The sequence below is a fragment of the Prochlorococcus marinus genome (assembly GCF_001180245.1).
GTDB classification, from domain to species: Bacteria; Cyanobacteriota; Cyanobacteriia; order PCC-6307; family Cyanobiaceae; genus Prochlorococcus_A; species Prochlorococcus_A marinus_F.
In genome coordinates, this window is the sequence record NZ_CVSV01000131.1 from 254,894 (window position 1) to 280,625 (window position 25,732).

General features: G+C 31.0%; 28 protein-coding genes. 15 read left to right on the forward strand and 13 right to left on the reverse strand.

Annotated elements, in window-relative coordinates; all coding sequences use genetic code 11:
• Position 1 precedes the first annotated feature (1 nt).
• Both AMO19_RS06625 and AMO19_RS06630 read left to right on the forward strand, forming a co-directional pair.
• Positions 2-301, forward strand: a complete 300-nt coding sequence (locus tag AMO19_RS06625; protein WP_075507803.1) for a TIGR02450 family Trp-rich protein — start codon at positions 2-4, stop codon at positions 299-301.
• A 136-nt stretch (positions 302-437) separates the two neighbouring features.
• Complete coding sequence (locus tag AMO19_RS06630) at positions 438-671, forward strand: hypothetical protein (RefSeq protein ID WP_075507804.1); 234 nt, start codon at positions 438-440, stop codon at positions 669-671.
• A gap of 40 nt (positions 672-711) precedes the next feature.
• On the opposite strand, the gene AMO19_RS08570 is transcribed toward AMO19_RS06630, so the two are convergent.
• On the reverse strand, positions 712-888 hold the full coding sequence (locus tag AMO19_RS08570) for a hypothetical protein (RefSeq protein ID WP_179850528.1): 177 nt from the start codon (positions 886-888) through the stop codon (positions 712-714).
• 330 nt (positions 889-1,218) lie between these two features.
• Between AMO19_RS08570 and AMO19_RS06635 the strand changes: the two genes are divergently transcribed.
• The 3 genes from AMO19_RS06635 to AMO19_RS06645 all read left to right on the forward strand — a co-directional run bounded on the left by AMO19_RS06635 (position 1,219) and on the right by AMO19_RS06645 (position 4,054).
• Complete coding sequence (locus tag AMO19_RS06635) at positions 1,219-2,277, forward strand: chlorophyll a/b binding light-harvesting protein (RefSeq protein ID WP_011818131.1); 1,059 nt, start codon at positions 1,219-1,221, stop codon at positions 2,275-2,277.
• Between the two features lie 94 nt (positions 2,278-2,371).
• On the forward strand, positions 2,372-3,760 hold the full coding sequence (locus AMO19_RS06640; protein ID WP_075507805.1) for a sodium:solute symporter: 1,389 nt from the start codon (positions 2,372-2,374) through the stop codon (positions 3,758-3,760).
• A 36-nt stretch (positions 3,761-3,796) separates the two neighbouring features.
• Complete coding sequence (locus AMO19_RS06645; protein ID WP_011862645.1) at positions 3,797-4,054, forward strand: hypothetical protein; 258 nt, start codon at positions 3,797-3,799, stop codon at positions 4,052-4,054.
• On the opposite strand, the gene AMO19_RS06650 is transcribed toward AMO19_RS06645, so the two are convergent.
• Positions 4,051-4,710, reverse strand: coding sequence for a glutathione S-transferase (locus AMO19_RS06650; RefSeq protein WP_075507806.1), 660 nt, complete (start codon positions 4,708-4,710; stop codon positions 4,051-4,053). The genes AMO19_RS06645 and AMO19_RS06650 overlap by 4 nt on opposite strands.
• Positions 4,711-4,784: 74 nt before the next feature.
• Here AMO19_RS06650 and AMO19_RS06655 point away from each other — a divergent pair, with 74 nt between their 5' ends.
• Positions 4,785-5,327 carry a GIY-YIG nuclease family protein gene (locus tag AMO19_RS06655; RefSeq protein ID WP_075507807.1) on the forward strand — a complete coding sequence of 181 codons (543 nt, stop codon included), beginning with the start codon at positions 4,785-4,787 and terminating at the stop codon, positions 5,325-5,327.
• Here AMO19_RS06655 and AMO19_RS06660 read toward each other — a convergent pair.
• Both AMO19_RS06660 and crtL read right to left on the reverse strand, forming a co-directional pair.
• Positions 5,324-6,031 (reverse strand): SDR family NAD(P)-dependent oxidoreductase, encoded by a 708-nt coding sequence (locus tag AMO19_RS06660; protein WP_075507808.1) that lies wholly within the window; start codon positions 6,029-6,031, stop codon positions 5,324-5,326. The two genes, AMO19_RS06655 and AMO19_RS06660, sit on opposite strands and share 4 nt — an antisense overlap.
• Before the next feature lie 7 nt (positions 6,032-6,038).
• The gene (crtL, locus tag AMO19_RS06665) at positions 6,039-7,322 is read right to left on the reverse strand and encodes a lycopene beta cyclase (protein ID WP_075507809.1); all 1,284 of its coding nucleotides are present in this window, start codon (positions 7,320-7,322) and stop codon (positions 6,039-6,041) included.
• A 223-nt stretch (positions 7,323-7,545) separates the two neighbouring features.
• Here crtL and AMO19_RS06670 point away from each other — a divergent pair, with 223 nt between their 5' ends.
• Positions 7,546-8,547: an SDR family NAD(P)-dependent oxidoreductase gene (locus AMO19_RS06670; protein WP_075507810.1), complete on the forward strand. Its 1,002-nt coding sequence runs from the start codon at positions 7,546-7,548 to the stop codon at positions 8,545-8,547.
• On the opposite strand, the gene AMO19_RS06675 is transcribed toward AMO19_RS06670, so the two are convergent.
• Together AMO19_RS06675 and AMO19_RS06680 are read right to left on the reverse strand one after the other, a co-directional pair.
• A complete protein-coding gene (locus AMO19_RS06675; protein WP_075508052.1) occupies positions 8,518-9,549 on the reverse strand; it encodes a mechanosensitive ion channel family protein in 1,032 nt (343 codons plus the stop codon). The two genes, AMO19_RS06670 and AMO19_RS06675, sit on opposite strands and share 30 nt — an antisense overlap.
• Before the next feature lie 78 nt (positions 9,550-9,627).
• Positions 9,628-10,194: an isochorismatase family protein gene (locus AMO19_RS06680; protein WP_075507811.1), complete on the reverse strand. Its 567-nt coding sequence runs from the start codon at positions 10,192-10,194 to the stop codon at positions 9,628-9,630.
• Between the two features lie 119 nt (positions 10,195-10,313).
• Here AMO19_RS06680 and AMO19_RS06685 point away from each other — a divergent pair, with 119 nt between their 5' ends.
• On the forward strand, positions 10,314-10,766 hold the full coding sequence (locus AMO19_RS06685) for a Fur family transcriptional regulator (protein WP_075507812.1): 453 nt from the start codon (positions 10,314-10,316) through the stop codon (positions 10,764-10,766).
• Between the two features lie 6 nt (positions 10,767-10,772).
• On the opposite strand, the gene arsS is transcribed toward AMO19_RS06685, so the two are convergent.
• Together arsS and stpA are read right to left on the reverse strand one after the other, a co-directional pair.
• Positions 10,773-11,705, reverse strand: a complete 933-nt coding sequence (gene arsS / locus AMO19_RS06690) for an arsenosugar biosynthesis radical SAM (seleno)protein ArsS (RefSeq protein ID WP_075507813.1) — start codon at positions 11,703-11,705, stop codon at positions 10,773-10,775.
• A gap of 36 nt (positions 11,706-11,741) precedes the next feature.
• Positions 11,742-12,962 carry a glucosylglycerol 3-phosphatase gene (stpA, locus tag AMO19_RS06695; RefSeq protein ID WP_075507814.1) on the reverse strand — a complete coding sequence of 407 codons (1,221 nt, stop codon included), beginning with the start codon at positions 12,960-12,962 and terminating at the stop codon, positions 11,742-11,744.
• Between the two features lie 166 nt (positions 12,963-13,128).
• Here stpA and AMO19_RS06700 point away from each other — a divergent pair, with 166 nt between their 5' ends.
• From AMO19_RS06700 to AMO19_RS06715, 4 genes are all read left to right on the forward strand, one after another.
• On the forward strand, positions 13,129-14,637 hold the full coding sequence (locus AMO19_RS06700) for a hypothetical protein (protein WP_075507815.1): 1,509 nt from the start codon (positions 13,129-13,131) through the stop codon (positions 14,635-14,637).
• A 90-nt stretch (positions 14,638-14,727) separates the two neighbouring features.
• Positions 14,728-15,387 carry a hypothetical protein gene (locus tag AMO19_RS06705; protein ID WP_075507816.1) on the forward strand — a complete coding sequence of 220 codons (660 nt, stop codon included), beginning with the start codon at positions 14,728-14,730 and terminating at the stop codon, positions 15,385-15,387.
• Positions 15,388-15,459: 72 nt separating this feature from the next.
• The gene (locus tag AMO19_RS06710) at positions 15,460-16,788 is read left to right on the forward strand and encodes an O-acetylhomoserine aminocarboxypropyltransferase/cysteine synthase family protein (protein WP_075507817.1); all 1,329 of its coding nucleotides are present in this window, start codon (positions 15,460-15,462) and stop codon (positions 16,786-16,788) included.
• A 13-nt stretch (positions 16,789-16,801) separates the two neighbouring features.
• The gene (locus AMO19_RS06715) at positions 16,802-17,692 is read left to right on the forward strand and encodes a homoserine O-succinyltransferase (protein ID WP_075507818.1); all 891 of its coding nucleotides are present in this window, start codon (positions 16,802-16,804) and stop codon (positions 17,690-17,692) included.
• Between the two features lie 5 nt (positions 17,693-17,697).
• Here AMO19_RS06715 and AMO19_RS06720 read toward each other — a convergent pair whose 3' ends face one another.
• Both AMO19_RS06720 and AMO19_RS06725 read right to left on the reverse strand, forming a co-directional pair.
• Positions 17,698-19,263: a SulP family inorganic anion transporter gene (locus AMO19_RS06720; protein WP_075507819.1), complete on the reverse strand. Its 1,566-nt coding sequence runs from the start codon at positions 19,261-19,263 to the stop codon at positions 17,698-17,700.
• 30 nt (positions 19,264-19,293) lie between these two features.
• Positions 19,294-20,574 (reverse strand): FAD-binding oxidoreductase, encoded by a 1,281-nt coding sequence (locus AMO19_RS06725; RefSeq protein WP_075507820.1) that lies wholly within the window; start codon positions 20,572-20,574, stop codon positions 19,294-19,296.
• Between AMO19_RS06725 and AMO19_RS06730 the strand changes: the two genes are divergently transcribed.
• Positions 20,541-21,746, forward strand: coding sequence for a sirohydrochlorin chelatase (locus AMO19_RS06730; RefSeq protein ID WP_075507821.1), 1,206 nt, complete (start codon positions 20,541-20,543; stop codon positions 21,744-21,746). The two genes, AMO19_RS06725 and AMO19_RS06730, sit on opposite strands and share 34 nt — an antisense overlap.
• Before the next feature lie 380 nt (positions 21,747-22,126).
• Positions 22,127-22,384 carry a DUF2811 domain-containing protein gene (locus tag AMO19_RS06735; RefSeq protein WP_075507822.1) on the forward strand — a complete coding sequence of 86 codons (258 nt, stop codon included), beginning with the start codon at positions 22,127-22,129 and terminating at the stop codon, positions 22,382-22,384.
• Here the strand turns inward: AMO19_RS06735 and AMO19_RS06740 are convergent.
• The gene (locus tag AMO19_RS06740; protein ID WP_075507823.1) at positions 22,371-24,011 is read right to left on the reverse strand and encodes a GMC oxidoreductase; all 1,641 of its coding nucleotides are present in this window, start codon (positions 24,009-24,011) and stop codon (positions 22,371-22,373) included. The genes AMO19_RS06735 and AMO19_RS06740 overlap by 14 nt on opposite strands.
• Positions 24,012-24,118: 107 nt before the next feature.
• Between AMO19_RS06740 and AMO19_RS06745 the strand changes: the two genes are divergently transcribed.
• Positions 24,119-24,592, forward strand: a complete 474-nt coding sequence (locus AMO19_RS06745; RefSeq protein ID WP_075507824.1) for a pentapeptide repeat-containing protein — start codon at positions 24,119-24,121, stop codon at positions 24,590-24,592.
• A gap of 2 nt (positions 24,593-24,594) precedes the next feature.
• Here the strand turns inward: AMO19_RS06745 and AMO19_RS06750 are convergent, their stop codons facing one another.
• Both AMO19_RS06750 and AMO19_RS06755 read right to left on the reverse strand, forming a co-directional pair.
• Positions 24,595-24,987 carry an LEM domain-containing protein gene (locus AMO19_RS06750; RefSeq protein ID WP_075507825.1) on the reverse strand — a complete coding sequence of 131 codons (393 nt, stop codon included), beginning with the start codon at positions 24,985-24,987 and terminating at the stop codon, positions 24,595-24,597.
• A gap of 2 nt (positions 24,988-24,989) precedes the next feature.
• Positions 24,990-25,487 (reverse strand): VHS domain-containing protein, encoded by a 498-nt coding sequence (locus AMO19_RS06755; protein ID WP_075507826.1) that lies wholly within the window; start codon positions 25,485-25,487, stop codon positions 24,990-24,992.
• Between the last annotated feature and the right edge of the window lie 245 nt (positions 25,488-25,732).

Sequence of the window (25,732 nt, forward strand, 5' to 3'; positions counted from 1 at the left end):
TATGGAAAATTACTGGACTTCTAATAAAACCATAAAAGGATTAAGACATTTTGTTTTAGTAAATGAGACTAAAGAAAAAGGAAATATTAGTTTTTTAATGGTTTCCGTCCTTGATTCTGAAATCAACTTAAAAACTAATTATGAAGAATTAATAAATAGTGGAAATTGGCACAAGGGTTGGATCAATCTTTCAAGGCATCAATCGATTACAGAAGAATACGCTAACTATAAATCCATCAATAAAGGAAAAGGCATGGATGAGATATTCATTAATGAAGATTCTTTATTTAATATTTCTTAATTAGATATAAATCTTTGAAATCTCTTTTCTTTGCAAATACTAGTTTTTTTGTGACTTAATAATTATTTAAAAGTTTTACCCCTTTCAAAAAAATAAAATTAACGTTATCAAGGATTAATAATATTTACTCAATTCAATGTTAGGGGATATGTGGAGCTCATCTGAGTTGACCTCGGAAAAGCTGGGAATAACTGAAATTAAACTTTCTTTTTTACGTGAAAATGGAATACTTAAGCCTGGGATTCATTGGAAAAGCTCTCCACTTGGTCAGAAAAAACCTTGGAAACCCAAAGCGCTTTATAATATAAAAATGTGCAGAGAAATTATTAATAAATTTTATTCTGAAGAACACTATAATATTGCAGCCTAAAAATGATATTATCCTGTTTATTTGGGAAAATATAAAAAATTTATTCGATTAGATTCTCATCCCTACACTCAATAAGAGTGTTTTGCAAAGTTGGATATAAGTTAATCATATTTATATATTGTTTCGATTTTCTGTAAGATTTCGCAGCCTTTTTGTAATGAACTTCAGATTTCATTTCTAGTGAAATTTTTCTAGAAGACTCTTGAGAAGTAGTCATAATATTAGATGTCTTATCCCATATTTAATAATTGTTTGAAAATGAGGCAATAACCACCACGGTGTAATGAAACAAAACATCGTTTAATGTCAGCAAAATAAAATTTATTTAACTTATTTGAATTTAAAAATACTGATTTATTTGATAAAACTTATATCTCTGAGAATAATTTTTCTTCATTAAATCTACCTTCTTTACTCTTGTCTTGCCCTACGAACAATTTTTGTTTAGTAATAGTTAGGATTACTAACCTTTACAATTTTGTTATGAATTCAACTGTTTGGTGAAATATAAAGTATTCTCAAAACGTTTAAGCTAATCAATTCCTAAATGCAAACCTATGGAAATCCAGATACTACCTATGGATGGTGGGCTGGTAATTCAGGTGTAGCAAATCGCTCAGGAAAATTCATTGCTGCTCATGTAGCTCATGCAGGATTAATTGTTTTCTGGGCGGGTGCATTCACCCTTTTTGAACTTTCACGATTTGACCCAAGCGTCCCAATGGGTCATCAACCTCTAATCGTTCTTCCTCACTTAGCAACTCTTGGAATAGGGTTTGATGCTAATGGTGTTGCGATGGGAGATACTAAACCTGTTTTAGCGATAGCTATAGTCCACTTAGTCTCTTCTATGGTTTTAGCCGCCGGAGGACTTTTACACTCTTTACTTCTTCCTGGAAATCTAGAAGATTCTGATGTAGCAAGAGCTAGAAAATTCAATATTGAATGGGATAATCCAGACAAATTGACATTTATTCTTGGTCACCATTTAATTATTCTTGGTTTCGCAGTTATTGCTTTTGTTGAATGGGCAAGGGTTCATGGAATTTATGATCCAGCTATTGGTTCTGTAAGACAGGTTGAGTACGAATTAAATTTGGCCAAAATTTGGAATCACCAAACAGACTTTTTGACTATTGATAGCCTTGAAGAAGTAATGGGAGGCCATGCTTTTCTTGCTTTCGTTGAGATCACTGGTGGTGCTTGGCATATTGCTACTAAGCAAGTTGGTGAATATACCAAATTTAAAGGTAAAGGACTTCTCTCTGCGGAAGCTGTTCTCTCATGGTCACTAGCTGGAATAGGCTGGATGGCTATTATTGCAGCCTTCTGGAGTGCAGCTAACACAACAGTTTATCCAACTGAATTCTTTGGTGAACCACTTGAATTGAAGTTTAGTATTTCTCCTTATTGGGTAGATACTGTTGATCTTCCTGATGGTGAGTACACTTCAAGGGCATGGTTAGCTAATGTTCATTACTATTTTGGATTCTTCTTTATTCAAGGTCATTTATGGCATGCTTTAAGAGCACTAGGCTTTGATTTCAAGAGAGTTACAAATGCTATCAGTAATATTGATAGTGCAACAGTTACTCTTAAAGATTAATTTTCAAAATTTCTTACCAATATCAAAAAGGCTCCTCCTAAAGGAGCCTTTTTTATTTGAAAAATATTGATTATTAATTTAGATTTAGAATTATATGTTTTTGAAATCATTGAATATTTTTTCGATACAGAACAAAGATATTTTTTCAAATTCTCTATTGATAAGTTTTTTGGGATTGTTAATTATATTTTTTTTGTTGATTTTTGGAAGGAAATTTAAACTAGCTGTTCAACTCGAGAGATTTGGATTGCCGATAGCAGTCATATCAGGAATTTTAGGTATATTTATAGGCCCATTTGGTGCGATACACTTTTTACCAAAGGAAACAATAAATGTTTGGAGTAATTTTCCTACTCCTCTTTTATCATTAGTCTTCGCAACTTTAATGATGGGAAGACCTATACCGAATATAAATGGTTTAGTTAAACCGATTTTTAATCAATTTCTATTAGCTCTTTCACTAGGTTTCGGACAATTTTTTATCGGAGGCCTTGTTGTTAAATATTTTCTGCCTCCATCTATGGACGCAAATCCTCTAATGGGTTGTTTAATAGAGGTAGGTTTTGAGGGCGGTCATGGAGCTGCATCAATAATCGGTGAAAGTTTTAATAAACTAGGTTTCCCAAATGGTTTAGATCTTGGTTTGGCTATGGCAACAATGGGTCTTTTATCCTCTTCAATATTGGGTAGCATATTCATCTTCCTTGGTAGAACTTTAGGTCTTTCAGATACTGAGGAAATTCTTGAACAAAAAGATACTCTTAAGGGAAAAAATAATATAGGAATTTTTGCAGATTTAAGAATTTTTATAATAAATCTTGGATTCTCTGGTTTGGCAATTTCTTTTGGTATTTTGCTACTTAGATTTTTAAGGTATGTTTCAAGTTCTTTTGGAGATTTTTCGAAGGAAATTATTTTTTCACTACCAGTATTCCCTTTTATCCTTATAGGTTCGCTTCTTATAAGATATATTTTAGAGAAAACCAAAAATACAGAATTTATTTCAAATATTCTGCAAAGGGAGATTGGTATTTTATCCACAGATTTGTTGATTTTTACAGCTATGGCAAGTTTAGATATCGCAGTTGTTTTTGATAATTGGATACTTATTTTAGTGTTTACTATTTTCGGTTTATTTTGGAATTTAATCTGCATTGCTTATTTCGCATACTTTATTTTTGATGATTATTGGTTTGAAAAAAGCTTGATAGAGTTTGGAAATTCTACAGGTGTAGTAGCTTCTGGGTTACTTCTTTTAAGGCTTGCAGATCCTAAAAATATTTCTAAAACTTTACCAATTTTTACGTCAAAACAGCTTTTCGCTCAGTTAATTCTCTCTGGGGGACTATTTACAGTTCTTGCACCATTAATGATTTCTAAAATTGGGTTAGATTATTGGACAGAAATTTGTGCCCTAATTACATTCGCAATTCTTTTTATTGCATTGATTTTTAATAAGGTAGAGATGAAAAAGTTTCAATAAGAACCCTAGAATAGTATTATCCTAAATTTTATTTTAATGTCATTTACTCCCTACGATATTCCACCTCAAGAAAATAAAGGGAAGTGGTTTAGGAGTCATTTACTCGGAAGAGAAATAGAACTAGGAGAATTGTATAGTCTTGGATCAAATGATTTAGATTTGCTAATGGCGGAGACTGCAGAAATTAGAAGCGATCTTGATTTTAAGGAAAAAAATATTGGAAAATTTAGGACTGCAGGATATTTTTTGGAGTTAGCAAGAATAATTGAAAAAAGGAAGTTGTTAGAAAGTTAATTAAAAGGAAAATAATTCTTTCTATAATATGGTTCCCACAATTCGTATTTATACATTAAGGGTTTAAATTCTTTATTTTTCTCAAATGAATCTAACCAGTTTTTTATAGAGGGTTCAAAATAATTTATCCTTTTTTGACTTTCACAAGCGATTCTAAATTGTCTTACAAAAGGCCAAACAGACCAATCAGCGATTGTGGGGCTATCTCCAAAAAAATATTTGTTTTCTGTAAGTAGTTCGTTCCATCTCTTTATAAATTTAATAGCATTTGTGAAATGAAATTCTTCATCACTATCTTTATATCTTGTGGCATATTTAAATCGATCTAAATGATATTTGAATTCGTTATCGTTTTCATTAATTATTTCCAAAATATCTTCCTTTTTGTTCTCAGGGAAATACATTAATTTGATGTTTTCCTTTTTCGACTCTGAGAGAGCCCACAGGATGATTTCAAGACTTTCTTCAATAACTTCACTATTTTTTTTTATAAGAATCGGAACCGTTTTCGTCTTTGAATTATTTAAAAAATCTAGAGGTTTATTTTTTAAATTAATTTCTCTTATCTCAACTTTTATTTCGCAAATTAACAGGGCCCATCTTGCACGAATTGCATATGGACATCTTCGAAATGAATATAAAATATCGTTTTTCATATTGTAAAAACTTTTAATTTCCCTAATTCTTTTAGTATTATCTAAGTAGGAACAGTTTTAATTTTACAAGGCAAATGTCGGGATATGTTTATCTTATTAGAGTAGGAGACCTTTATAGGATTGGGAAAACGGATAATCTTGAAAAGAAAATTAAAAAATTAAAGCCAGATGAATTACTAACATCAATTATGACTAAGGAGCCAGAAACTCTTGAAGCAAGACTATTAAGAAAATATAAGTCGCAAAGAATTCCTGAAACTGGTTATTTAAAGCTTTCTAAAAGACAAATTAAAGAATGTAAAAAGCAATTTGAATTAAAGGGTAGCTTACCGCACACTTTAGATGCTGAAGTTTCTATAACTCTATTTGCATCTTTTTTATTGTTTTCATTAGGTTCTTTTATTTTTAATTATTTAAATTTTGGATTTGTAAGATCTATTTCTTATTCTTTCGGAATGGCATCTCTACCAATGGTTATATTATTTATAACAGGTAGTTTTGGCGGATACTTTTCTGAAGATTTATCTCTTTTTTCATTGTTTACTAATCGAATAAAAGGTTTATTTATTGCAATTGCAATGCTTTCAATAGCTTACTTAATTTTTAATTTAGGTTAAATTTCATAGTTACAATTTAAGGCAATTTCAAATGGAACTGATTGGGTAGGTAACTTAAGAATAGTTGAGCATATTTCAGCAATATCTTCAGGTTGTGTCATGCTTGATTTGTCTAAAGAAGAGATATTTTGGGCCATTTTTGTATTAACCCAGCTTGGGCAAATTGCAGAAATCCTTATATTTTTATCCCAACCTTTATTTTTCATAGTTTGGCATAATCCCATCAAAGCAAACTTTGAAGAAGAATAAGCGGCTAAATCACCTTTGGATCTTTTTCCACTCATTGAAACCAAAACAATAATTCTTCCTCTTCCAGAGGTACATAAATGATCCCAAGAAAGCCTACATAAATGCCAAATTGCTAAAAAATTGATATTTAATGTATTTAAAATATCTTCTTCATCACCATCTTTGTATAAGAAAGGAACTTTCGATAATACTCCAGAACAATTTATTACTGAATCAAATCCTCCAAATTCATCTACGGTATTTTTTATCCAATTTTTGGCTGTAATTTTTTTTAAAGCATCATAGTGGTTGATTATAATTTTCCCTTCTGGCCATTTTTTTGGATCAATAGCGCTTCCTTTTAATGATTCTAAATCTCTAATGCCAACACTAATTCTATTGCCTTCTTTTAATGCTTTATGTGCAATTTTTAGTCCAATTCCTCTACTGGCTCCACTAATTAATATGGTTCTCATTTTTTAACTATATGTTTGGAAATATTATCCTAAGTAACATTTTAAATTCTCTTCCATGCATAATCATAAGACCTTTCTTTACACTCCATGGAGCCTTTATAAACATTACGCACATAGCATATACAATCTCTTTTAAAGAAAGAGTATCAGTTAGAAAACCATACCATTGATTTTTAGGTAGTTGGAAAAAACTGCCAAAAAATTCTCTCAATAGTTTCTCATCAAACCTCATGAGTTTTTCTAATCCAAATTGGTAAAGTGATTTCTTCCTAATTAATTCTTTTGACCATAAAGTTTCCCAACCTTTTCTAGCAATATGATAGGTACTTAGATTTTTGTTCTTAATTGCTTCTGAGACTGCCTTTGCGACAAGTGGAGCTCTTCTTAAAACATTACCAATTAAATATCCAGATGCAGGATGTACCATTGAAGCAGCACCACCATATCCAAGTATTTGTTGTTTGAAATCAGGGATTGGCATATTCATAGGAAGAAATAAGCCAAGCTCTTCGTGCTGCATGCTTGTGATTGATATATTTCGATAAGAAAGCCTCTTCTCTAGTCTCTCTTTTAAATTTTCCATTGTTAGAGGATTTACCAAACCAAGAGATGTCTCTTCAAGAAAATATTTCCCATCCCCCATATCCATGGCATAAAGAAAAGTTGGCGGTTCTTTTTTTTGCTCATCGTTAAGATGATCATTTCTATAGTCCATCAATACAAACTGCCCTTTCTTAAGTGGAGGTTTACTAAAATTACCTACTATCCCATAACAAGTCTGGACTGCTAAGGGACCACAGGATTTTAATTTAAGAAAAACAGGATCATACCCTGTTGCATCTACTACTAATCTTGCAGAGAAAGTTTTGCCATCTTTTGTAGTTACTGTACTTTTGTATTTTTCAAAATGTATTTTGTTTGCAAAGCCTTGATGCCATTTAATAAAAGACTTATTGCATTCGTTAAACCAATAATTGTGGAGTTTCTTCTTATCAAATAGTCCATAATCTAGTGAATGTTCCGTGGCCTTATTCTCGTCGTCCTGCTCTTCTAAAGCGCCATGCCCAAAAAAACTTACAGTATTCTTCCATCTATATTCAAGTAAATCCTGAAGCCCGAGTTGATCAACTTCTTTCCCCCAAATGCCATATGTATTTGGCCAAGGTTCATCTGGTCCATTTGGAGAAAGCACTTCAACATCTAATTTTTCCTTCCCTAAAGCTGAGGCAATAGCCATACCTGCAGGCCCTGCACCCAAAACAAGAACATCTGTCATATTTTCTTTTGACATTAAATATAAATCTTATGATTAAAGAAATTTATGGAACAAATTAGTACTTCTGGGCCTAGAATTATATTATTCATCCAATACTTATAATGAGAGTAGATTAATAATAATAAAATTACTCAAATACTAGTGACTAAGCTTTCGGTGTTTTAACAATAATTTATAAGATTACAAAATAAAAAAAACTTTATTTATTTTTTATCATAAAAAAAATATAGGAATTTAAATGATTAAAAATAAAAATATTTTAATTACTGGAGGTAATTCAGGAATAGGGTTTTTTGCCATTATTAATTTACTGAAGACGAAAAATATTTTATATGTTGTAATAAAAAACGAATTTAGCAAGAATGAATTTCTCAGAAAAATCGAGAAATATTTTGATAAAAATTACCTTAGTAAATTTTTAAATATTATTGAAAATTGTGATCTTTCAGATTTAGAGAATATTAAAATAATTAAAGATCACTTTATTAGTAAAAAGATTTTTTTAGATGTTCTTGTTTTAAATGCAGGATTGCAATATACAGGGTCTTTTTACCCTAAAGTTTCAAAACAAGGTATAGAACTAACTTTTGCAGTAAATCATCTTGCACATTTTTGCTTGGTAAATGTCCTAAAAGATTTTATTAGAGATAAAGCAGAATCTAGAATCATTATTACATCATCAGATGTACACGACCCCAAAAGTTCAGGTGGCAATATAGGAAGGAAAGCGGGACTTAATAACCTTGTTAATTTAAGAAAAAAAGTAACTGGGCAATTTTTAAATTTTAATGCTGATGAAGCTTATAAAAATAGTAAGTTATGTAATATTTTGTTTGCTAAAGAACTTGAAAAAAAATTAAAAATTTCCTCTAGTAAAATTTCTGTAATTACTTGGGCGCCTGGTCTAGTAATACCAAATGATGATCTTGGTTTTTTTAGATATAGTAAGCGTTTTAATCCCTTTGGATATTTAATTTTTTCTAAAGCTGCAAAAAATATTTTTGGAATTTCTGAAAGTATAGAAAATGCTGGTAGGATACTTTCTGAAATTGTTTTTGATTCAAATTTAAATAATATTGGTTACGTTCATTTAAGTAATAAACTTATATCTTTTAAAAAACATAAATTAGTTGAAAGTAGGGTTAGTGATGAGGCAAATAATTCTGAGTTGGCTTCAAAACTCTGGATTTTAAGTGAAGAGATTTGTAGATCATTTGGCTTTGTTACTTTCAATATTTAAGGTTTGAGTTGGGAATGCAAACTCTATATTATTAACCGCAAATTCCTCAATAATTCTTAAATTTATAGATTGTTGAGCTTCCATTGCGGCGAGATAATTATTTGTTGGGATGTAATAAACAAGTTCGAAATTAAGACTGAAGTCGCCGAAATCTGTGAAATGACATCTATCAAAAGAAGCATCTTTTGTCTCTTCAACTATTTTTTTAATTATTATTGGAATCAATTTCATAAGTTTTGGAGAGGTTTCATAAACAACCCCCAATTTATGCACTAACCTTCTTTTTTCCATTTGTGCGTAATTTGAAATTATTCCATTTGTTAGGGCGCTATTGCTCATTACTATTACTTCTCCATTAATACTTCTTATCCTTGATGATCGTACTCCCACTCTCTCAACCATTCCGAGGACTCCATCAGATTTTATAAACTCACCTTTTTGAAAAGGTTTATCAAGCAAAATTGTTATATATTCAAAGAACTCCTGAACTGGATCTTTCAAAGCTAATCCTGCTCCAATACCTCCTGCACTTAGCAAAGCCCAAATAGCAGTCATTTGAACACCTATATTTTGTAGGAAAAAAATTGAGCCAATAGTCCATGTTAATGCTTTTATCAATGGAGTTAGTGAAGATACCATCGAACTAATTGAGGAATCATTAATTTTCGAGGTCGATTCTGTTAAAGATCTTATTAAAACTTTGTTGAGAGCTTTTATGATGATTATTAATATAAATAATTTCAAAATATTCAATAATACAGAGATGAAAGTTATTTCATCAGAAAAAAAATAGTCAATTGAAAAATAAAATGATAGGAGGAAACCTATAGGTTTTATAATTCCAGAGATCACCTCAAAAATAAAATCATCGAAATTTGTTTTTGTTCTTTTGGAAATCTTTTTAAAAAATATTTTTGAAACTTTTGAAATTATTATCGACAATAAAGTTCCAATAAAAAAAATAGATATTGCCAGAAGGAAGTTTTCAGTAACTAATTTCATATTCAAATAAACCATTAAAATTTATATCTAATAAAATTTTAAATTATCTCAAAACAACAAACCAGTCTTTATTTTTGTTTAACTCATTATTATGTTTCTAATATCTTTAAATTCTTCTCTATCCGCAGTTTTGCATAATTCAAAAATTATTGATTCAGTTGTTGTTAAGATCGCCCCACTCTGAGTCATTCTTTGTAATGCTATTTCATGATCTAACCTATTTCGACTTCCCATGGAATCTGATATGAGAATAACTTCAAATCCTTTTTGTAAACAATCTAAGACTGTTTGTTGAATACAAATATGCGTTTCGATCCCACAAACTATTAAATTAGTAATTTTCTTATATTTAAGTTCTTTTAAAAAATCTTCTAATTTAGCTAGGCTGAATTCCATTTTTTCAAATTTTCTAAATTCTGCTATGGGTGATAATTCAGGAATCGTAACTCCCAATTTGAGTGGGTTCTGTTCAGATATAAATATGTTTTCTTCTAAAATTTGGTAAGCATTTATTAACTTTTTAATGTTTTTGATTATTGAATCCTTATTAAAAATTGATCTTATTATTTTTTCCTGAATATCAATAATTATCAAGGCATTTACTTTCGATGATAATTTATAAGAAGAGATTTCTTGATCATTCATCATTTACATATAAAGATACACTTAACATAATATTTTGAAGAACTTTAGTAAACATTTTAAATAAATAAGTTGTTTTACTCTCATCTAGAGTTATTATTGAGAATAGCTATGGGTTAATTTTGTCATTATCCTCTCAATACAAAGTAATCACATCTCCTCTTGGTGTTGGATTACATAAAGATGGGAAGAGATTAACTCCTCAGAGGTTAAAGGTTCTCAATTTATTTGAAAATATTGGCTCTGGAAAGCATCTTAGTGCTGAAGAGGTTCATGAAAAGTTAGTTAAAACAAGTTCCAAAGTTTCACTAGCAACAATTTATAGAACTTTAAGACTTCTAGTGCAAATGGGTTTGCTTCATGAATTAGAACTTAGTGAGGGTGGACACAGATATGAATTGCTTAGTAACGACACACCGGATCATCATCATTTGATTTGCATTAGGTGTGGAAGAACAGAAGAATTCGAAAATGATGAGGTTTTAGAGGCAGGCAAAGTTGCAGCAAAAGTTAATGGTTTTAAACTAATTGAATCCTCTTTAAATGTAAGAGCAATTTGTCCTAATTGTATTTAGCAGGTTTTAACTTAAAGTCCCTCCACAACTTGACCCTGCACCTGCAGTGCAAGCAAAACAATGTTCTTTTACAGCTACCCCGTAGTCAAAAGTAAATGATTCATCCAAGAGATCAAAAAGTGTCTTTGGTCCTTTATTCTCTCGGAAATTTATCTGTTGGTTAAAGTCACAATCATAAATTTCTCCTAGCCAATTTACACTAATTGTCTTTTTACACATTAGATTTTCTAAATTTTTTTCATTAAAATTTTCTTTTAGTAATTTGTAATAAGTATTTAGTTTCCCTTCTCTTCGAAGAGATTCTTCATATCTATTTATTGGCATATTAGTTATTGTGTATAAATTATTAAAAACGATATTGTATTTTTCGAATAGAATTTTTTTATAATCCTTCTCCAATATTTCCTGCGAAGGAGGAAGAATTGGACTTACAGGATTGTAAACAAGATTTAATTGCAATTCATTTTCTTTTTTCCCATAGCCTAGATCATTAAGAATTTTTATAGCTTTAATACTTTTTTCAAAAACCCCAAGACCCCTTTGAAACTCAACATTATTTTTTTCGTAACATGGTAGTGAAGCAGTAACTATCACTTTATTCTTTGCAAGAAATTGAGGAAGATCTTCATAACCTTCTTCAAAGAAAATTGTCAAATTACACCTGTCAATAATATCAACTTGTTTTGTGCTCAAACTATTTACAAGTTTTTTAAACTCTGGATGAAGTTCTGGAGCACCACCAGTAATATCTAAAGTCTTGATTTTGTATTTTTCAATTATTTTTGGAATAAGAGATATTATTTCATTTGACATCTTTTCTGTCCTTAGGGGACTCGAATTGACATGACAATGTTTACACGCCTGGTTGCATTTATAACCTATATTAATTTGTAATGTTTCTATAGGTTCTTTATATATTGAAGGGAATTTTTCTTTCATATATTACTTATAAATTGTCATTCCAAAATTAAAAAGTCAACTATTTTTTTTAAAGTTTGATCTCTTTTTTGCAAGTTCAATGAACCAACTTATATATTCTTTGGGACCATTTTTAAAAACCATATCAAACTTTAAGTTGTCATAATTATCACTAATTCCTATTAAACCAGTTTTTTTTGTAGAAGGTCTTTCAACTTCGCCAGAACTACTATCCACAAAAATGATTTTATTATTTATACCAAATTCATTACCTAATATTTGTATAAATTCTAGAAAAGATCTATCACTTCCTCCTCTTAAAAAACTTTTCTCATCATTATTTTTTTTTGATGTCACTGTGTCTCCTACTCCTATAATCAAAGGCATATCTTCTCTTTGAATATTTAATTTGCATAAATCTATTTTTTCTGCAATAGAATTTGGAGAATTTCTAAAATTAAAATTACTTCCAAAAGGAGCTTTGCCAGTTTTAAGGTTAATGAATTTATTTAAAAGAAATAAAACTCCAGAATCTTTAACTGCTCCTTTTATAAGTAATTGTATATCTGTCGATCCAATATCATCTTTAGAAGAAAGTTTAATTAGTTCTCTATCATTTTTATTACCTAAATTTGGTGAAATATGAAGAAAAAATGAGTTCTTGAGGCCTTCGGATTCAGCTTTTAAGATGATTTCATTCATCATTTTCTCAAAACTAATTTGAATAAGTTTTCTTTTCTCAGAATCATTGTTAACTAAATCAAATAGACTATTAAAATTAATGGTTGGTGAGAAGCGCGTTTCGCATATTGATTTTACTGCGTGAAAATTGATATCTTCTTGGCTAAGTTCAGGAAAAATATTCTTAACTATAAAATTAAACTTTGGTCTTATTAGACTAGGTACTTTAGATAAAAAATGTAGTTCTTTTTCTGATACTCCTTCAAAACTTATTTCTCCATTGTTATCTTGATACTCTACTCCACAGGCTGCTAAACCTCTAAAGTATAGTTCTTTGCTTTTAGGCTCAGTTGTACTTCTTAAACTCCTTTCTATTATTCTGTTAACCCCTCTTGGACCTTCATGTTCCCCGCAAGTTAATACAAAGAATTCCTCTGCAAATTCTTTTACTGCATAGATATATTTTGGTTCTAATTTTCTAGTCATTGGATCTTTAACTAGAGGGATACAAACTCCGTCAATGTCTTGAATAATTAAGATATTTTTAGAAGAAATTAATTGTTTTTGTGTCTTTAAATTACTTGCCATATATTCCATATTTATAATTATTTCTCTTTTAATTTAATTTCGATATCTCAAAGAAATTATAAATTAAAAAATTCAATATTTACAATAAATAATTTGCTATGGTCAAGAATTGCTTTAATGTAGAAAAAGTTTGGTATGAGTTAGAAATTAAAAAATTTATCAAGAATTTCCAAAAATGAAGAATAATTTTATTGAAAACATAAAAGATGAAAAAAATTTTTATTCATTTATTGAAGATTTAGAAAACAGCAAAGTTGGATTTTACAGTGTTGGTTTATATCCTGCATCGTTAGCATATAACTGTGCTATGCATGGAAAATCTAATAATATTCTCTTAGCGCCTAGGGAAGATAGAGATTTGTTAGGCGCTTTCACAAATGATGTCCTTTCTGATATGGATGATGAAACTATTGAAAAGATTAAGAGAATGGGACATTATTCTTTAGAGGGAATAAGAAAGTCTTTTGACCTTAAAGATCTTCTCTTGGAATGTGAGATAGTTATTCTTGCTTCAAACAGTAACCACATTCAAGATGATGTTAAAAATGCTTTAAAACTTAGAAAAACTTTAAAAAGAGAAAATGTGGTTCTTGGCTGTCTCGTTGGTTCTTTTTGCGTTGATAATAAAAACAAAAACCCCTTTATTCTCTGTAATAAATATCCAAATTTAGCTTTTTTTACAGGATTTCATCGTCACGGTGCTTTACGAAATCCTAATGATAGTTTTACTGCGAATTTCTGCCATCCTGATGCCCTAACTGCTTTAATAGGAGCTCGAATTTTGAATCAATTGTCACCGAAAATCCAAGTTTCTCCTGGAGTTCATAATATTGAATGCCAATACATAAAATCAATAAAAAACATCTCATCCATATTTGCAGGTTTTGTAAATAACTTCCATTCCGATAAGCCAGGTATGCTACCCACCATTAATACGATTTTGTTGACACAATGTTTGGATCAGGCCGCAACAGTATCACTACAAGTAAGAAAAGAAAATAAATTAGACAATAAATATCTTTCATTAAAGGAACTTGGTTATGGTGAAGAAATAATTAGTGCAAAGGAAAAAATTGATGATAAATTTTTTGAAAAAGGAGATTATACTTTTTCTCAATTAAATGCTGTTAAAGCTGATGTTTTAGGGAGCATGACTCTCCCAACTGAAGGAAAACCAACAAGGAATTTCCAGGCAGGACAAGTTCTCTCAGATATGCTTTTGCAACTCAAAAGATGTCCAAAAGATGTCTCAGAATTTGTGAATTGGTGTAATAAATACTCCCTCAGTCAAGGAGGTTTAGAAGGTCTAAAATCCTTAAAATTTTGGCCAGAAATTTATAAAGAATTCAAAATTAAAAATAATAATTGTTCAATGATAAATCTGATTTATTTATGCTTTAATGCTAATTCAGAAGAAAAAAAAGAAATTTATAAGGTTTTAATTAGTTCAGAAGAAATCACTAATTTTTGCCAAGAATCTGTGAAATCTGAATTATCTTTAGAACTAAATGAAAAATTAAAAGGAGATTATCTTTTTGATGATATTGAAATTTTCTTCAAGAAATTTTTTATTGACAAAGAGCAAAATGATCTTAAATATAATGATTCTAGTAATCAAATTTCAAAAAAAAATCCAAATTATATTAATGTATTGAAAATTATTAATAATTATTTTAATAATTGATTATTTACTTAATTTACAAAAAACTAATTTTTTCATTTATTTACTAATCTTGATTGCAGGGTTAGAATTATTATAATTTAAAAGGTTTTTTTGAAAAAGGAATTATCACATCGTTCTCATGAACTCAAAACTCTTGGTTGGAATCAAGAAGATTTGACAAGATACGAAGATTTATGGGAGTACAGTCAAAGATGGGGATTAATAAATTTAGAAAGAGAAGATAGACAGTTTTTGAAGAAAGCAGAAAAGTTACTCCCAAAGATTCAAAATAAAAAGATATCCGTTAAAAAAACTATTGAAGAAAAATCATATTATTTATGGTTAAATTTTTACCTAGATGAAATTAATATTTTTAGTAATTCTAATCTTCCAAAAAATAAACATGCTGTTTGGACACTCTTAATTGAAGAGGAATTAAAACTTCTTAAGGAATTACAACCAGTTATGGGTCTTCCAGATACTTTAAAAGCCAAGAATCTATTCGAAAATAGAAAACAGCTTATAAATAAAGCGTTTAGCCAATTTGACGCTAAAAAAAACGATAAGGTTTTCAACTTTGATGAGGTTTTAAACAACTCTGAAAAAGATGTTAGTAAGAATTGGAAATCAATTGCTGAAAAAGACCCCGAGTTTAATAAAACTTTTCCAATAATTGAATCTGCAAGTATTGAGAAACTCAGATCTGCGATTAAAGAGAATTTGAGTTTATATATGAAAGATAATTACCCCTCATTAAAAAAGGATTTATAAATATTTATCTTTTTTTTGTTTTTTTTTTGGACTTTTCTAAGTTAAATAGATAATAGGATTATTTTAAAAATTTTGAGCAACCAAAAGTTCGAGACACTTCAGTTACATGCAGGCCAAGTTCCTGATCCAACTACAAATTCTAGAGCAGTACCCATTTATCAAACTAGTTCTTATGTCTTTGATAATGCAGAGCATGGAGCGAATCTTTTTGGACTAAAAGAATTTGGAAATATTTATACTCGACTTATGAACCCCACCACAGATGTCTTCGAAAAAAGAATGGCAGCTTTGGAGGGAGGAATGGCAGCACTTGCAACATCCTCTGGACAAGCTGCTCAATTCTTGGCAATCGTGAACTGCATGACAGCAGGTGATAATTTTGTCTCTACATCTTTTTTATATGGTGGGACCTACAATCAATTTAAAGTACAATTTCCAAGATTAGGAATAGAAGTTAAATTTGCTGATGGTGATAGCATCGATAGTTTTAGAAATAAAATTGATGATAAAACAAAAGCAATATATGTTGAATCAATGGGAAATCCTCGGTTCAATATCCCAGATTTTGATGGACTTTCTGCTTTGGCTAAGGAAAATGGAATTCCTTTAATAGTTGATAATACCCTTGGTGCTGGTGGTGCTTTAATAAGACCAATTGATTTTGGAGCCGATGTTGTTGTAGAAAGTGCAACGAAATGGATCGGTGGACATGGAACAAGTATCGGAGGGGTTATTGTTGATGCCGGAACCTTTGATTGGGGAAATGGTAAATTCCCACTAATGAGTGAGCCAAGCGCTGCTTATCATGGACTCGTTCATTGGGACGCTTTTGGTTTCGGTAGTGATATCTGCAAATCTTTAGGAGTACCCGATAATAGAAATATAGCTTTTGCGTTAAGAGCAAGACTTGAATGCCTGAGAGACTGGGGATCAGCTCAAAGTCCTTTTAATTCGTTTTTGTTATTACAGGGTCTGGAAACTTTAAGTTTAAGAATAGAAAGACAAACTTCTAATGCTCTTGAATTAGCAAAATGGTTGGATTCTAATTCTAATGTAAGTAGTGTAAATTACCCAGGTCTAGAATCTGATCCATATTACTCAAGTGCTAAAAAATATACTACTGGAAGGGGAATGGGTTGCATGCTTATGTTCTCTCTTAATGGGGGTTATGAAAATGCAGTAAAGTTTATTGATTCCTTAAAATTAGCGAGCCACCTTGCTAACGTGGGTGATTCAAAAACATTAGTAATTCATCCGGCTTCAACAACTCATCAGCAATTATCTGAAGAAGAGCAATTATCTGCAGGTGTGACACCTACGATGGTAAGAGTTTCTGTAGGAATTGAACATATTGATGATATAAAAGCAGATTTCGAACAAGCACTTTCACAAATCATATAGGAAAGAAGATTTATTGGCTTTAATAATTCCTAGTAACTATCACAAAATAAGTGATGTTGAGAAAAATCATATATCTTGGATTGAACCAGAATTGGCAAAAAGACAGGATATACGTCCTCTTAGGATTGGTATTTTAAATATCATGCCTCTTGGAAAGCAGTATGAATTTAACTTACTACATCCACTTGGTTTATCTCCTCTTCAAATTGAGCCAGTTTGGATAAAGCTTGAAACTCACTCTTATAAAACATGGGATCTTAATCATCTAAATAATCTATATATAACTTGGGAAGAAGCAAATAATCCAGATCCGTTAGATGGAATCATTATTACTGGAGCACCTATTGAGCACCTAGCCTTTGAGGAGGTTAATTATTGGGATGAATTTGTGAAAATTGTACATGAAGCGAGAAATTCTTGTGCGAGTACTCTTGGATTATGTTGGGCGGGCTTTGCGTTGGCTTATTTGGCAGGGGTTGATAAGCAGGTTTTTGATAGGAAATTATTTGGGGTATTCCCTTTAAAAAGTCTTGTTCCTGGACATCCATTGATGGGTACACAAGATGATGAATTTATATGTCCTCAAAGTAGATTTGCGGGATTATCAGATTTGGAAATGGAGAAGGCCCAAAAAGAAGGAAGATTGAATTTGTTGGCTTATGGAGAAAACGTCGGATATACAATATTTGAATCTAATGATCAAAAACAACTTATGCATTTAGGACATCCTGAATATACGGTGCATAGAATTATTAGTGAAATTGAAAGAGATAAAGAAAAGGGAGATGTTCCTCCTCCTAAAAATTTTGATCCAAATAGTTCAAAAACAACTTGGAGGTCTCATAGGAATTTGCTTTTTCAGCAATGGCTATGGTTTTGTTATCAACAAGTTAGTCTTAATTAACTTCTTTAATGAGCGCTTTCTATACCACCTAGTCTTTCAAATAAGTTAAGACTTTCTTTATTTAATCCTACAATTTCAACCTTAGTACCACCATTATGGAACTTTCTAATGATTTGCTCAAGAGCAACAACGCCACTTTGATCCCAAATATGAGCTGAAGACATATCAATCACAATATTTTCTGGATGATCATGAATATCAAATCCTTGTAAAAAATAAATTTTGCTTACAAAAAATAATTGTCCTTTTACTTTGTAGGTAGTCAAATTATTTTCTTTCGCTCTTGAGACAGTAATAACTTTTGCGACTTTTCTGCTGAATAGAATTGCAGCTAATGCAACTCCTGCAATAACTCCAAGTGCAAGATTATGGGGTTTTGTAAGCATAGTAACTGCAAAAGTCGTTAGCATAACTGAAGTATCACTTTTAGGTATCTTTCTAATATTTTTTAATCCATTTATATCTGCTGTACTTATTGCGATAGTTATCATGATTGCTACTAAAGCAGCCATTGGTATTGCTCCAATCCAAGACTTCAAGAGGATAATCATAATTAGAAGAGATATACCTGAGGAGAGGGTTGATAATCTAGATTTACCACCATTTTCAGTATTCATAACAGATTGCCCAACTAAGGCACATCCTGCCATCCCACCAAATAAGGATGCCACAATATTTGCTATTCCCTGTCCTCTTGCTTCTTGATTTTTATTAGAACTTGTATCAGTTACATCGTCTAAAATGTCTTGAGTCAAGAAGGTTTCCATTAGACCCACAAGAGATATTGCAAGTGAAGTCGGTAAAATTATTCCTAATGTTTCAAGACTAAAAGGTACTTTCCCATTTTCTATTGATCCAAAAGGAAGCGAAATACTTGGTAATCCATCAGGCAATTTACCCAAATCGCTAACTGTTGGGACATCTAGATTAAAGAATATGCTTATAAGAGTAATTACTACTATTGCGACAAGTTGAGACGGGACTACTTTTGTGATTCTTGGAAGCCCATAGATAATTACTAATCCTAGGGTTACAAGAATCCAAACTACTGGAATCTGAGAGTTTACTGGATATTGACTTATAGTTTGTTCAACTAATCCTTTTGACTCTTTAATACCTATTCCTAACTGAGGTAGTTGTGCTTGAAATATTAAAAGTGCTAGTGCATTTACAAATCCACTTAATACTCCTGTTGGAACGAATCGCATTTGGTAGGCAAGTCTTAAATATCCCCAAATAATTTGGAATATTCCAGTTAATATTCCAGCTGCAATCAGATATGGGACTCCTAATCCAGGCGCTTGTGATTCTCCATAAGCAACAAGTCCAGTCATTAAAAGAGCTGTTGAACCTGTGGCTGAAGTGATCATCCCCCTTCTTCCTCCAACAATCGCACTTGTTATAGATAAGCAAAATGCACCAAAAAGGCCAACTTTAGGATCTACACCAGCTATACCTGAAAAAGCAATTGCTTCTGGGATCATTGCAAAAGCAACAACTAAGCCTGAGAGAATATTTGACTTTGGATCATCTAACCAATTTTTTGATAAATATCTTGAGAAATTTGCCATTGTAAGTTTCTTTATACTTTTGAAGTTACCTCATAAAGGAGGCAAAATACCTTTTGGGTCAAAAATATTCTTTAAAGTTTTTAATTCATTCACTCTATTTCCAAAAGCTAAGTGAAGTTCTTCCTCATGAGAATTCAAATGATTATGCAATTGGGCCAAGTGAATATTTGGATAAAACCTTTTCAACTTATTCCATGATTTATAAATCCATTCCAAAGCGACTTCTTTTTCTTGAAGATCATTTTTTTTCCATGATGCATATATCCATGGTTTCCAAGTACTTTTTCTGTGAACAAAAAAGCTTGAGCCATGATTTAACTTTTTAGTTTTGCAACCTAATTGTTGAGAAGCAATGTAACAGGAATTATTAGGTTTACTATCCATTATTTCATCCAAACATTTTATGAAAATTGGGATATTATTTTTTAAATCTTCTCCAAGAAGACTAATTACCTCAGAATGGTTATTTGCATTCAGCTCATATAAATTCAATTCCTTTGGGAAGAAATTTATTTTGTTAAAATTCTCATAAAATTGTTTTTCTAGAGTAGGGAAATTGTCGAGAAGCATTAGGCATTCTTCTGTTCTTTTATCCTCTAAATTATTTTTGAGTTCAGCAAAAATATATATATAAATTTTTTGGGCATAAATCCATTGAAGACTTATATTTTCTGGAAATTCCTCTGATAGTTTTATTATTTCTGTAAGTTCATTTAGATTTACAAATCCTTCAATAACCTTAATTGAATTAGATTGAATAGTCTTAAGTTCTATTTCGGTAATAATTGAAAAGAAGGGTGCTGCGCCTTTAATTGCTTCCCAAATTAATTGTTCTTCTGGATTTATTTGATTTTTTTTTAAAGAAATAAATCTGCCATTTCCCAAGAAACCTTTTATTGATTCAATATTATCAATGGCTAATCCGTAGGCTCTACTGAGCGGGCTGACTCCACCAGTAAGTATATAGCCTGCTCCAGGAAGTTTAGAAAGTCCGATTGGGAAACTTCGATTATGTTTTTGTAAATAATTTATTAGGTCCCCCATTATTACTCCACCTCCAATTGTTACTAAATTAGTTTTTCTATCTAGGTGAATTTTGCTGTAATTTCTTCTTAGATCAAGAGTTGTAAAACCATTTTTTGCACAGCTGGAGGTTGTACCTCCACTACATACGCAAAGGTGCTCAAATTTTTCACTAGAATAAATACTCCCATTAAATATTGAGTCATCAACTTCATAAATTAATTTCTTAAATTTTGCATCCTTTGAGTTGATATTTGGAACTTCAAGCAAGTTATTTTTATTTTTCACTACATGATATTGTTCTTTACTATTATGGTATAAGTAATAATTTGAATTTGGATAATTTAGATTTGAAGTTAAATAATCAAGTTGCGATACTTATCTGTGGACATGGGAGTAGAAATAAACTAGCCATTAGTGAATTTCAAGAATTAACTAATTTCATCCAAAAAAGATATCCAAACTTTTTAGTTGAATATGGTTTCTTGGAATTTGCTAAACCTTCGATTGTTGATGCTTTAGACAAGTTAAAAGATCTTTCTATAAAAAAAGTAATTGCAATACCTGCAATGCTTTTCGCTGCTGGCCATGTAAAAAATGATATACCTAGTCTGCTCATGAATTATTCAAGTAAAACAGGAATTGAAATAATTTATGGTAGAGAATTAGGCATTAATAATTTAATGATTAGTGCAGCTTGTGAAAGAGTAAAAGATGTATTTAAACAAAATAATAATCTCAAACCTGAAGAATCATTATTAGTTGTTGTGGGTAGAGGCTCTTCTGACCCAGATGCGAATTCCAATGTTTCAAAAATTACGAGAATGATCGTGGAGGGTATTGGTTTAGGGTGGGGGGAAACAGTTTTTTCTGGAGTAACTTTCCCCCTTGTTGAACCTGGCTTGAAAAATGTTGTGAGACTTGGTTATAAAAATATAATTGTTTTCCCTTATTTCCTTTTCTCAGGTGTCCTTGTTACAAGAATAAAAAGGCAAAGTGATTTAGTTGCGATTAATAATCCAAATATTTCATTTATACATGCAAAATATCTTTCGTCGCAGTCTTATGTGGTCGACACTTTTGTAGAAAGGATTGAAGAGATTCTTAATAACGAAGGTAATAATTTTATGAATTGCTCAACTTGTAAATATAGATCAAATTTATTTGGCTTTGAAAAAGAAGTTGGAATGGTCCAAGAAAGTCATCATGACCATGTAGAGGGCTTGGGTATCAGCTGTGATTTATGTGATCCTGAATGTAATGGTGCTTGTGAAATACAAAATCAAATCCCAACTCATAATCAAGAAAAATCAGACACAGGAGTAGATGATTACTTAGAACATGAACATGTAGAGGTTCATCAACATGAACATAATCACCATCACCATCACCACAGTATTTATCCAAATTCAAAACATCCTTTAGGACCTGTCACGCTTCGCTTGCCTAATAAAGACTAAATCTTAAGAAAATCAGTTGAAATCAATGAATCACCTGTCTCTTTCTCGAGTAAGTCTTAATAGACTCAGTATATATAAGTATTCTTAATATAAAATCATGAAAGTATTTTTAGCTAGATTTTCCACAATTTGCAGGTTGTTTTCCACGTCCAAATCCACACTGGATTAGAAATGGCAGTATTTTTAAAAAAAAACAGGACTTCAACATTATTGTTGACTTTTTTTTAAGATCTATTCAATTTCCTTATTTGAAAAAGAAGTTTTTTAAAAACCCACTTATAACATGAGTCTTATTTGATAATTTGAAAAGTTTACCAGAAGGTTTTTCTTGAAATTTTTAGAGAAAAATATCATTATTGTTGATGTAGAAAAATAAATTTATGGATCAAATCAAACAAACAAATTTAACTGATAAGAAACTCGTAGAGTGCTCTTCAAATAAAGTCTCATTAGAAACAGAGCTTTCAGAAACTCTTTATAACACTATGAAAGATTTCGTATTAAGTAATCCTACTTGGGATCAATATAAGCTTATAAATTCAGCATTAGCTACTTTTCTCGTTCAAAACGGTTGTACAGATAATTCAGTCTCAGAAATTTATTTAAATCAATTATTTACACCCTCTAAGTCTTTTTAATATTTAAACAGGCTCTTCTACTCAAGGCCATCATTGTAAGTGTGGGGCTTTGCCAGGATGATGTGGGCCAGCATGCTCCATCTAGTACCAGTACATTTTTACATCTCCACAATCTGTTAAATTTATCAACTACGCTGTTTTCTTCATTTAAACCCATTGGTGCTCCCCCTACCTCATGAATATAATATCCAGGAGGGGGAGGACTATCTGAAAGTGCTATCAAATTTTTTGTAAATAAACTCCCTAATGGAATATTCATTAGTTCATCAATATTTTTTATTTTCCCATTTGCAGCTTTGACTGATTTTTGAATTGTTTTTTCCATATGTTTTGCCATATTTAACTCATTCTCGCTCCATTCAAATTCAATGTAGGGAATTGGTATTCCCCATTCATCTGTTTTTCTTGAGAGAGAAACTGAGTTTTTCTCTCTAGGAAGGACTTCACCATGGGCGATAAGAAAGCCAATGGATTTGTTTGCCTCTTTTTGTAAAAATTTAGGTATCCCTAATCTATCAATTGCCCCCCAGATTCCATAACCTCTATGGAAATTTATGTCGTCAATTTCTGGTAAATCTGAACCAAAAGGAATAAAAAAGCTTCCTGCTCCAGAAAGATCGGGTGGATTATCTAGTGATTTATCTGAGTTTTTTGCTTTTGGGACTGAAAAAAATCTACAGATAGATATGTGATCCATTAGGTATTTACCTAATTTTCCAGAATTATCTTTAAACCCCGAGGAATTTGATTTGTATTCTGAGTTCAGTAGTATTCTCAGTGTTGAAATTGTTGATGCGCAAAGAAGAATCAAATCACAATCCAATACTTCTTTGTGTCCATTTTCTAGGTTTACAATCGTTAGTTTTGAGGCAAGCTCTGTTATCTTGTTAATCTCAAAAGACTCCACTAGGTAATTAGAGATTATTTGTACGTTTCCAGTATCTAAAGCTTTTTTTAAAGAGCTTCCTACGCTCGAGGACTTGGGCCAATTTTTTTCTTTTACAGATGAATTACGGTCAAATCCTCTTGATTGGATAAATGGATAATTTAATTTTGATTTAACTTTGCTGCCAAAAACATTTTCGTTTTCTGTAAGAGGAATTTCACCAATATATTTACCGTTTGGAACCTCCTTGATATGATCTTTTCGTCCATAAATTCCGCAGAAATTTTCAATAAAATCGTAGTGCGGGGAAATTTCTTCGTATGTAATAGGCCAGTTTGGCCCGAATCCGTCTTTTTTAGCCGGATGAAAGTCTTCTGGGGAAAGTCTTAATGTTATTCCTCCCCAAGTTAATGATCTCCCCCCATATTGTTTACCTTGTGTCCAAAGAAATGGCTTTTTTTTGGGGAAGTCATAGGGATGCTTCAATTCATTTGAATATAAGTCAGGATTATTTTTCCAATAACCAGGATGTTGACACTGATTGGTATGTTTTTTTGTTATGACTCCTGATAATCTTTTTAATGTACTTTTTGGCTCATGATTACTAGCTTCATCCCTTTTAACTTGAGGTCCTGCTTCTATTATTAAAACTTTGATCCCTTGTTCTGCCAATGTAAGTGCGGCTATTCCTCCTGTAGCTCCAGAACCAACAACAATTGCATCATAAGGACTTATATCCAAAACCTATTTCGTGATTTGCTATTTCAATAAATATAGCATTCAGTAAATAATTAATTTTTAGATTTCAGCTTAAGAAGTTAGAATTTATTGAAATACTACTCAAACAAATGAGATTTATAATTTTAACTTTTTTAATAGTTGTTTTAACCCTCCCTTCTAGAAGCTTCGCTGCGTTGGATTATGGTAAACAATCTTTGGTAGGGGCTGATTTTTCTGGATCTGATTTAAAAGGAGCAACTTTCTATTTGACTGATTTACAAGACGCAAATTTATCAGGTTGTGAGCTCCAAAATGCGACTCTTTATGGAGCAAAATTGAAAGATACTAATTTAAGTAACTCCAACCTAAGAGAAGTAACTTTAGACTCGGCTGTTTTAGATGGAACAGATTTATCAAATACTAACTTGGAGGATTCTTTTGCTTATAGTACCCAGTTTGAAAATGTAAAAATACAAGGCGCAGACTTCACAAATGTTTTTTTGCCAAAAGATATTATTAGGAAATTTTGTGAAAGTGCTAATGGAACTAATCCAATTACAAATAGAGAAACCAGAGAAACTTTAGAGTGTGATTACATTTAAATTTATGCACATACAAGTTCTTTTTTAATCTTTCTTTGTTTATAAAGTGATCTTCCAATAGGCCAACCTAAAGTAGATAAATGTTTCATTAAAGAACCTGAGTATTTGAAATATAAATTGTCTGAATATTTGATGCCAAGTTCATTTAGAGTTGTTATTAATAAACATAGATCTTTCTTTTTGCCTTTTTTCATATCCAACAATATCAAGGCTTCACTTGATAATTTTTTTTCTATTACCTTATCATTTTCAGCAAAACCAACTTTAAGTGAATTAAATGCATCAGAATAAAGAGTATAAATTATTCCATCTTTAAATTTATCTACAGAAGTATCTACATTAAATCTTGATGATATTAATGTTTTGGATCCTTTAATGATTTTTCTGTTTTTCATAATTATTTGATTTCATTCTGAGCTAATTCGTATTTCTCCAATAGATTGTTTACTTCTGCTAGTGCAATCCTCTTTTGACAGGCCGAGTCATATCTATTTACTGCTATTGAAGGTATTGAACCTTTGCTTTTCATTTCCCTTATACCAGTTTCTAAACATTGAAAAGCAACACTTGATAGGTCTCTTCCTTCTGCTGCGGCCCAAACTTTCAAAAGATAAGTAAGATTTGATGGTACTGAGATCTGTACTTTGTTTGAATTTGAAGTATTTAATGCAATATCGTCGAGACTAATTTCCTTAGAGGAAATAGTTTCTTTAACCTTTTTCTTCAAAAATTTTACTTGGCTTATAGCGTCCTCTTTATTCTTTATTTTTTGTTCTATTTCAAATAACTCTTCTTCAGAATTAATTAAAGCCTCTAATGCCCATTTAGCATCATCTTCCGCAATCGCGGTTCTATCAAGCCATTCATCTCTTATTTTTGACCAATTACTAGGCATAAGCTTTATAAGATAATTCTATGATATATAAATCTATATAGATTGTCTACGTATTCTAAATAGAATTAATATAGATTGTAAATTTTTAATTTTATTTTTAATAATTCCTGGTCTTAGAAATAATCTTACATAATGATTGAAACTTCGGAATCCATCCAAAGTGATCTTAGAGGTATTTTTCGCTAATTTAAAACGATATATTTGATAATTCAATCTTTTTAAATTTTAGATATTTGTTTATTTAA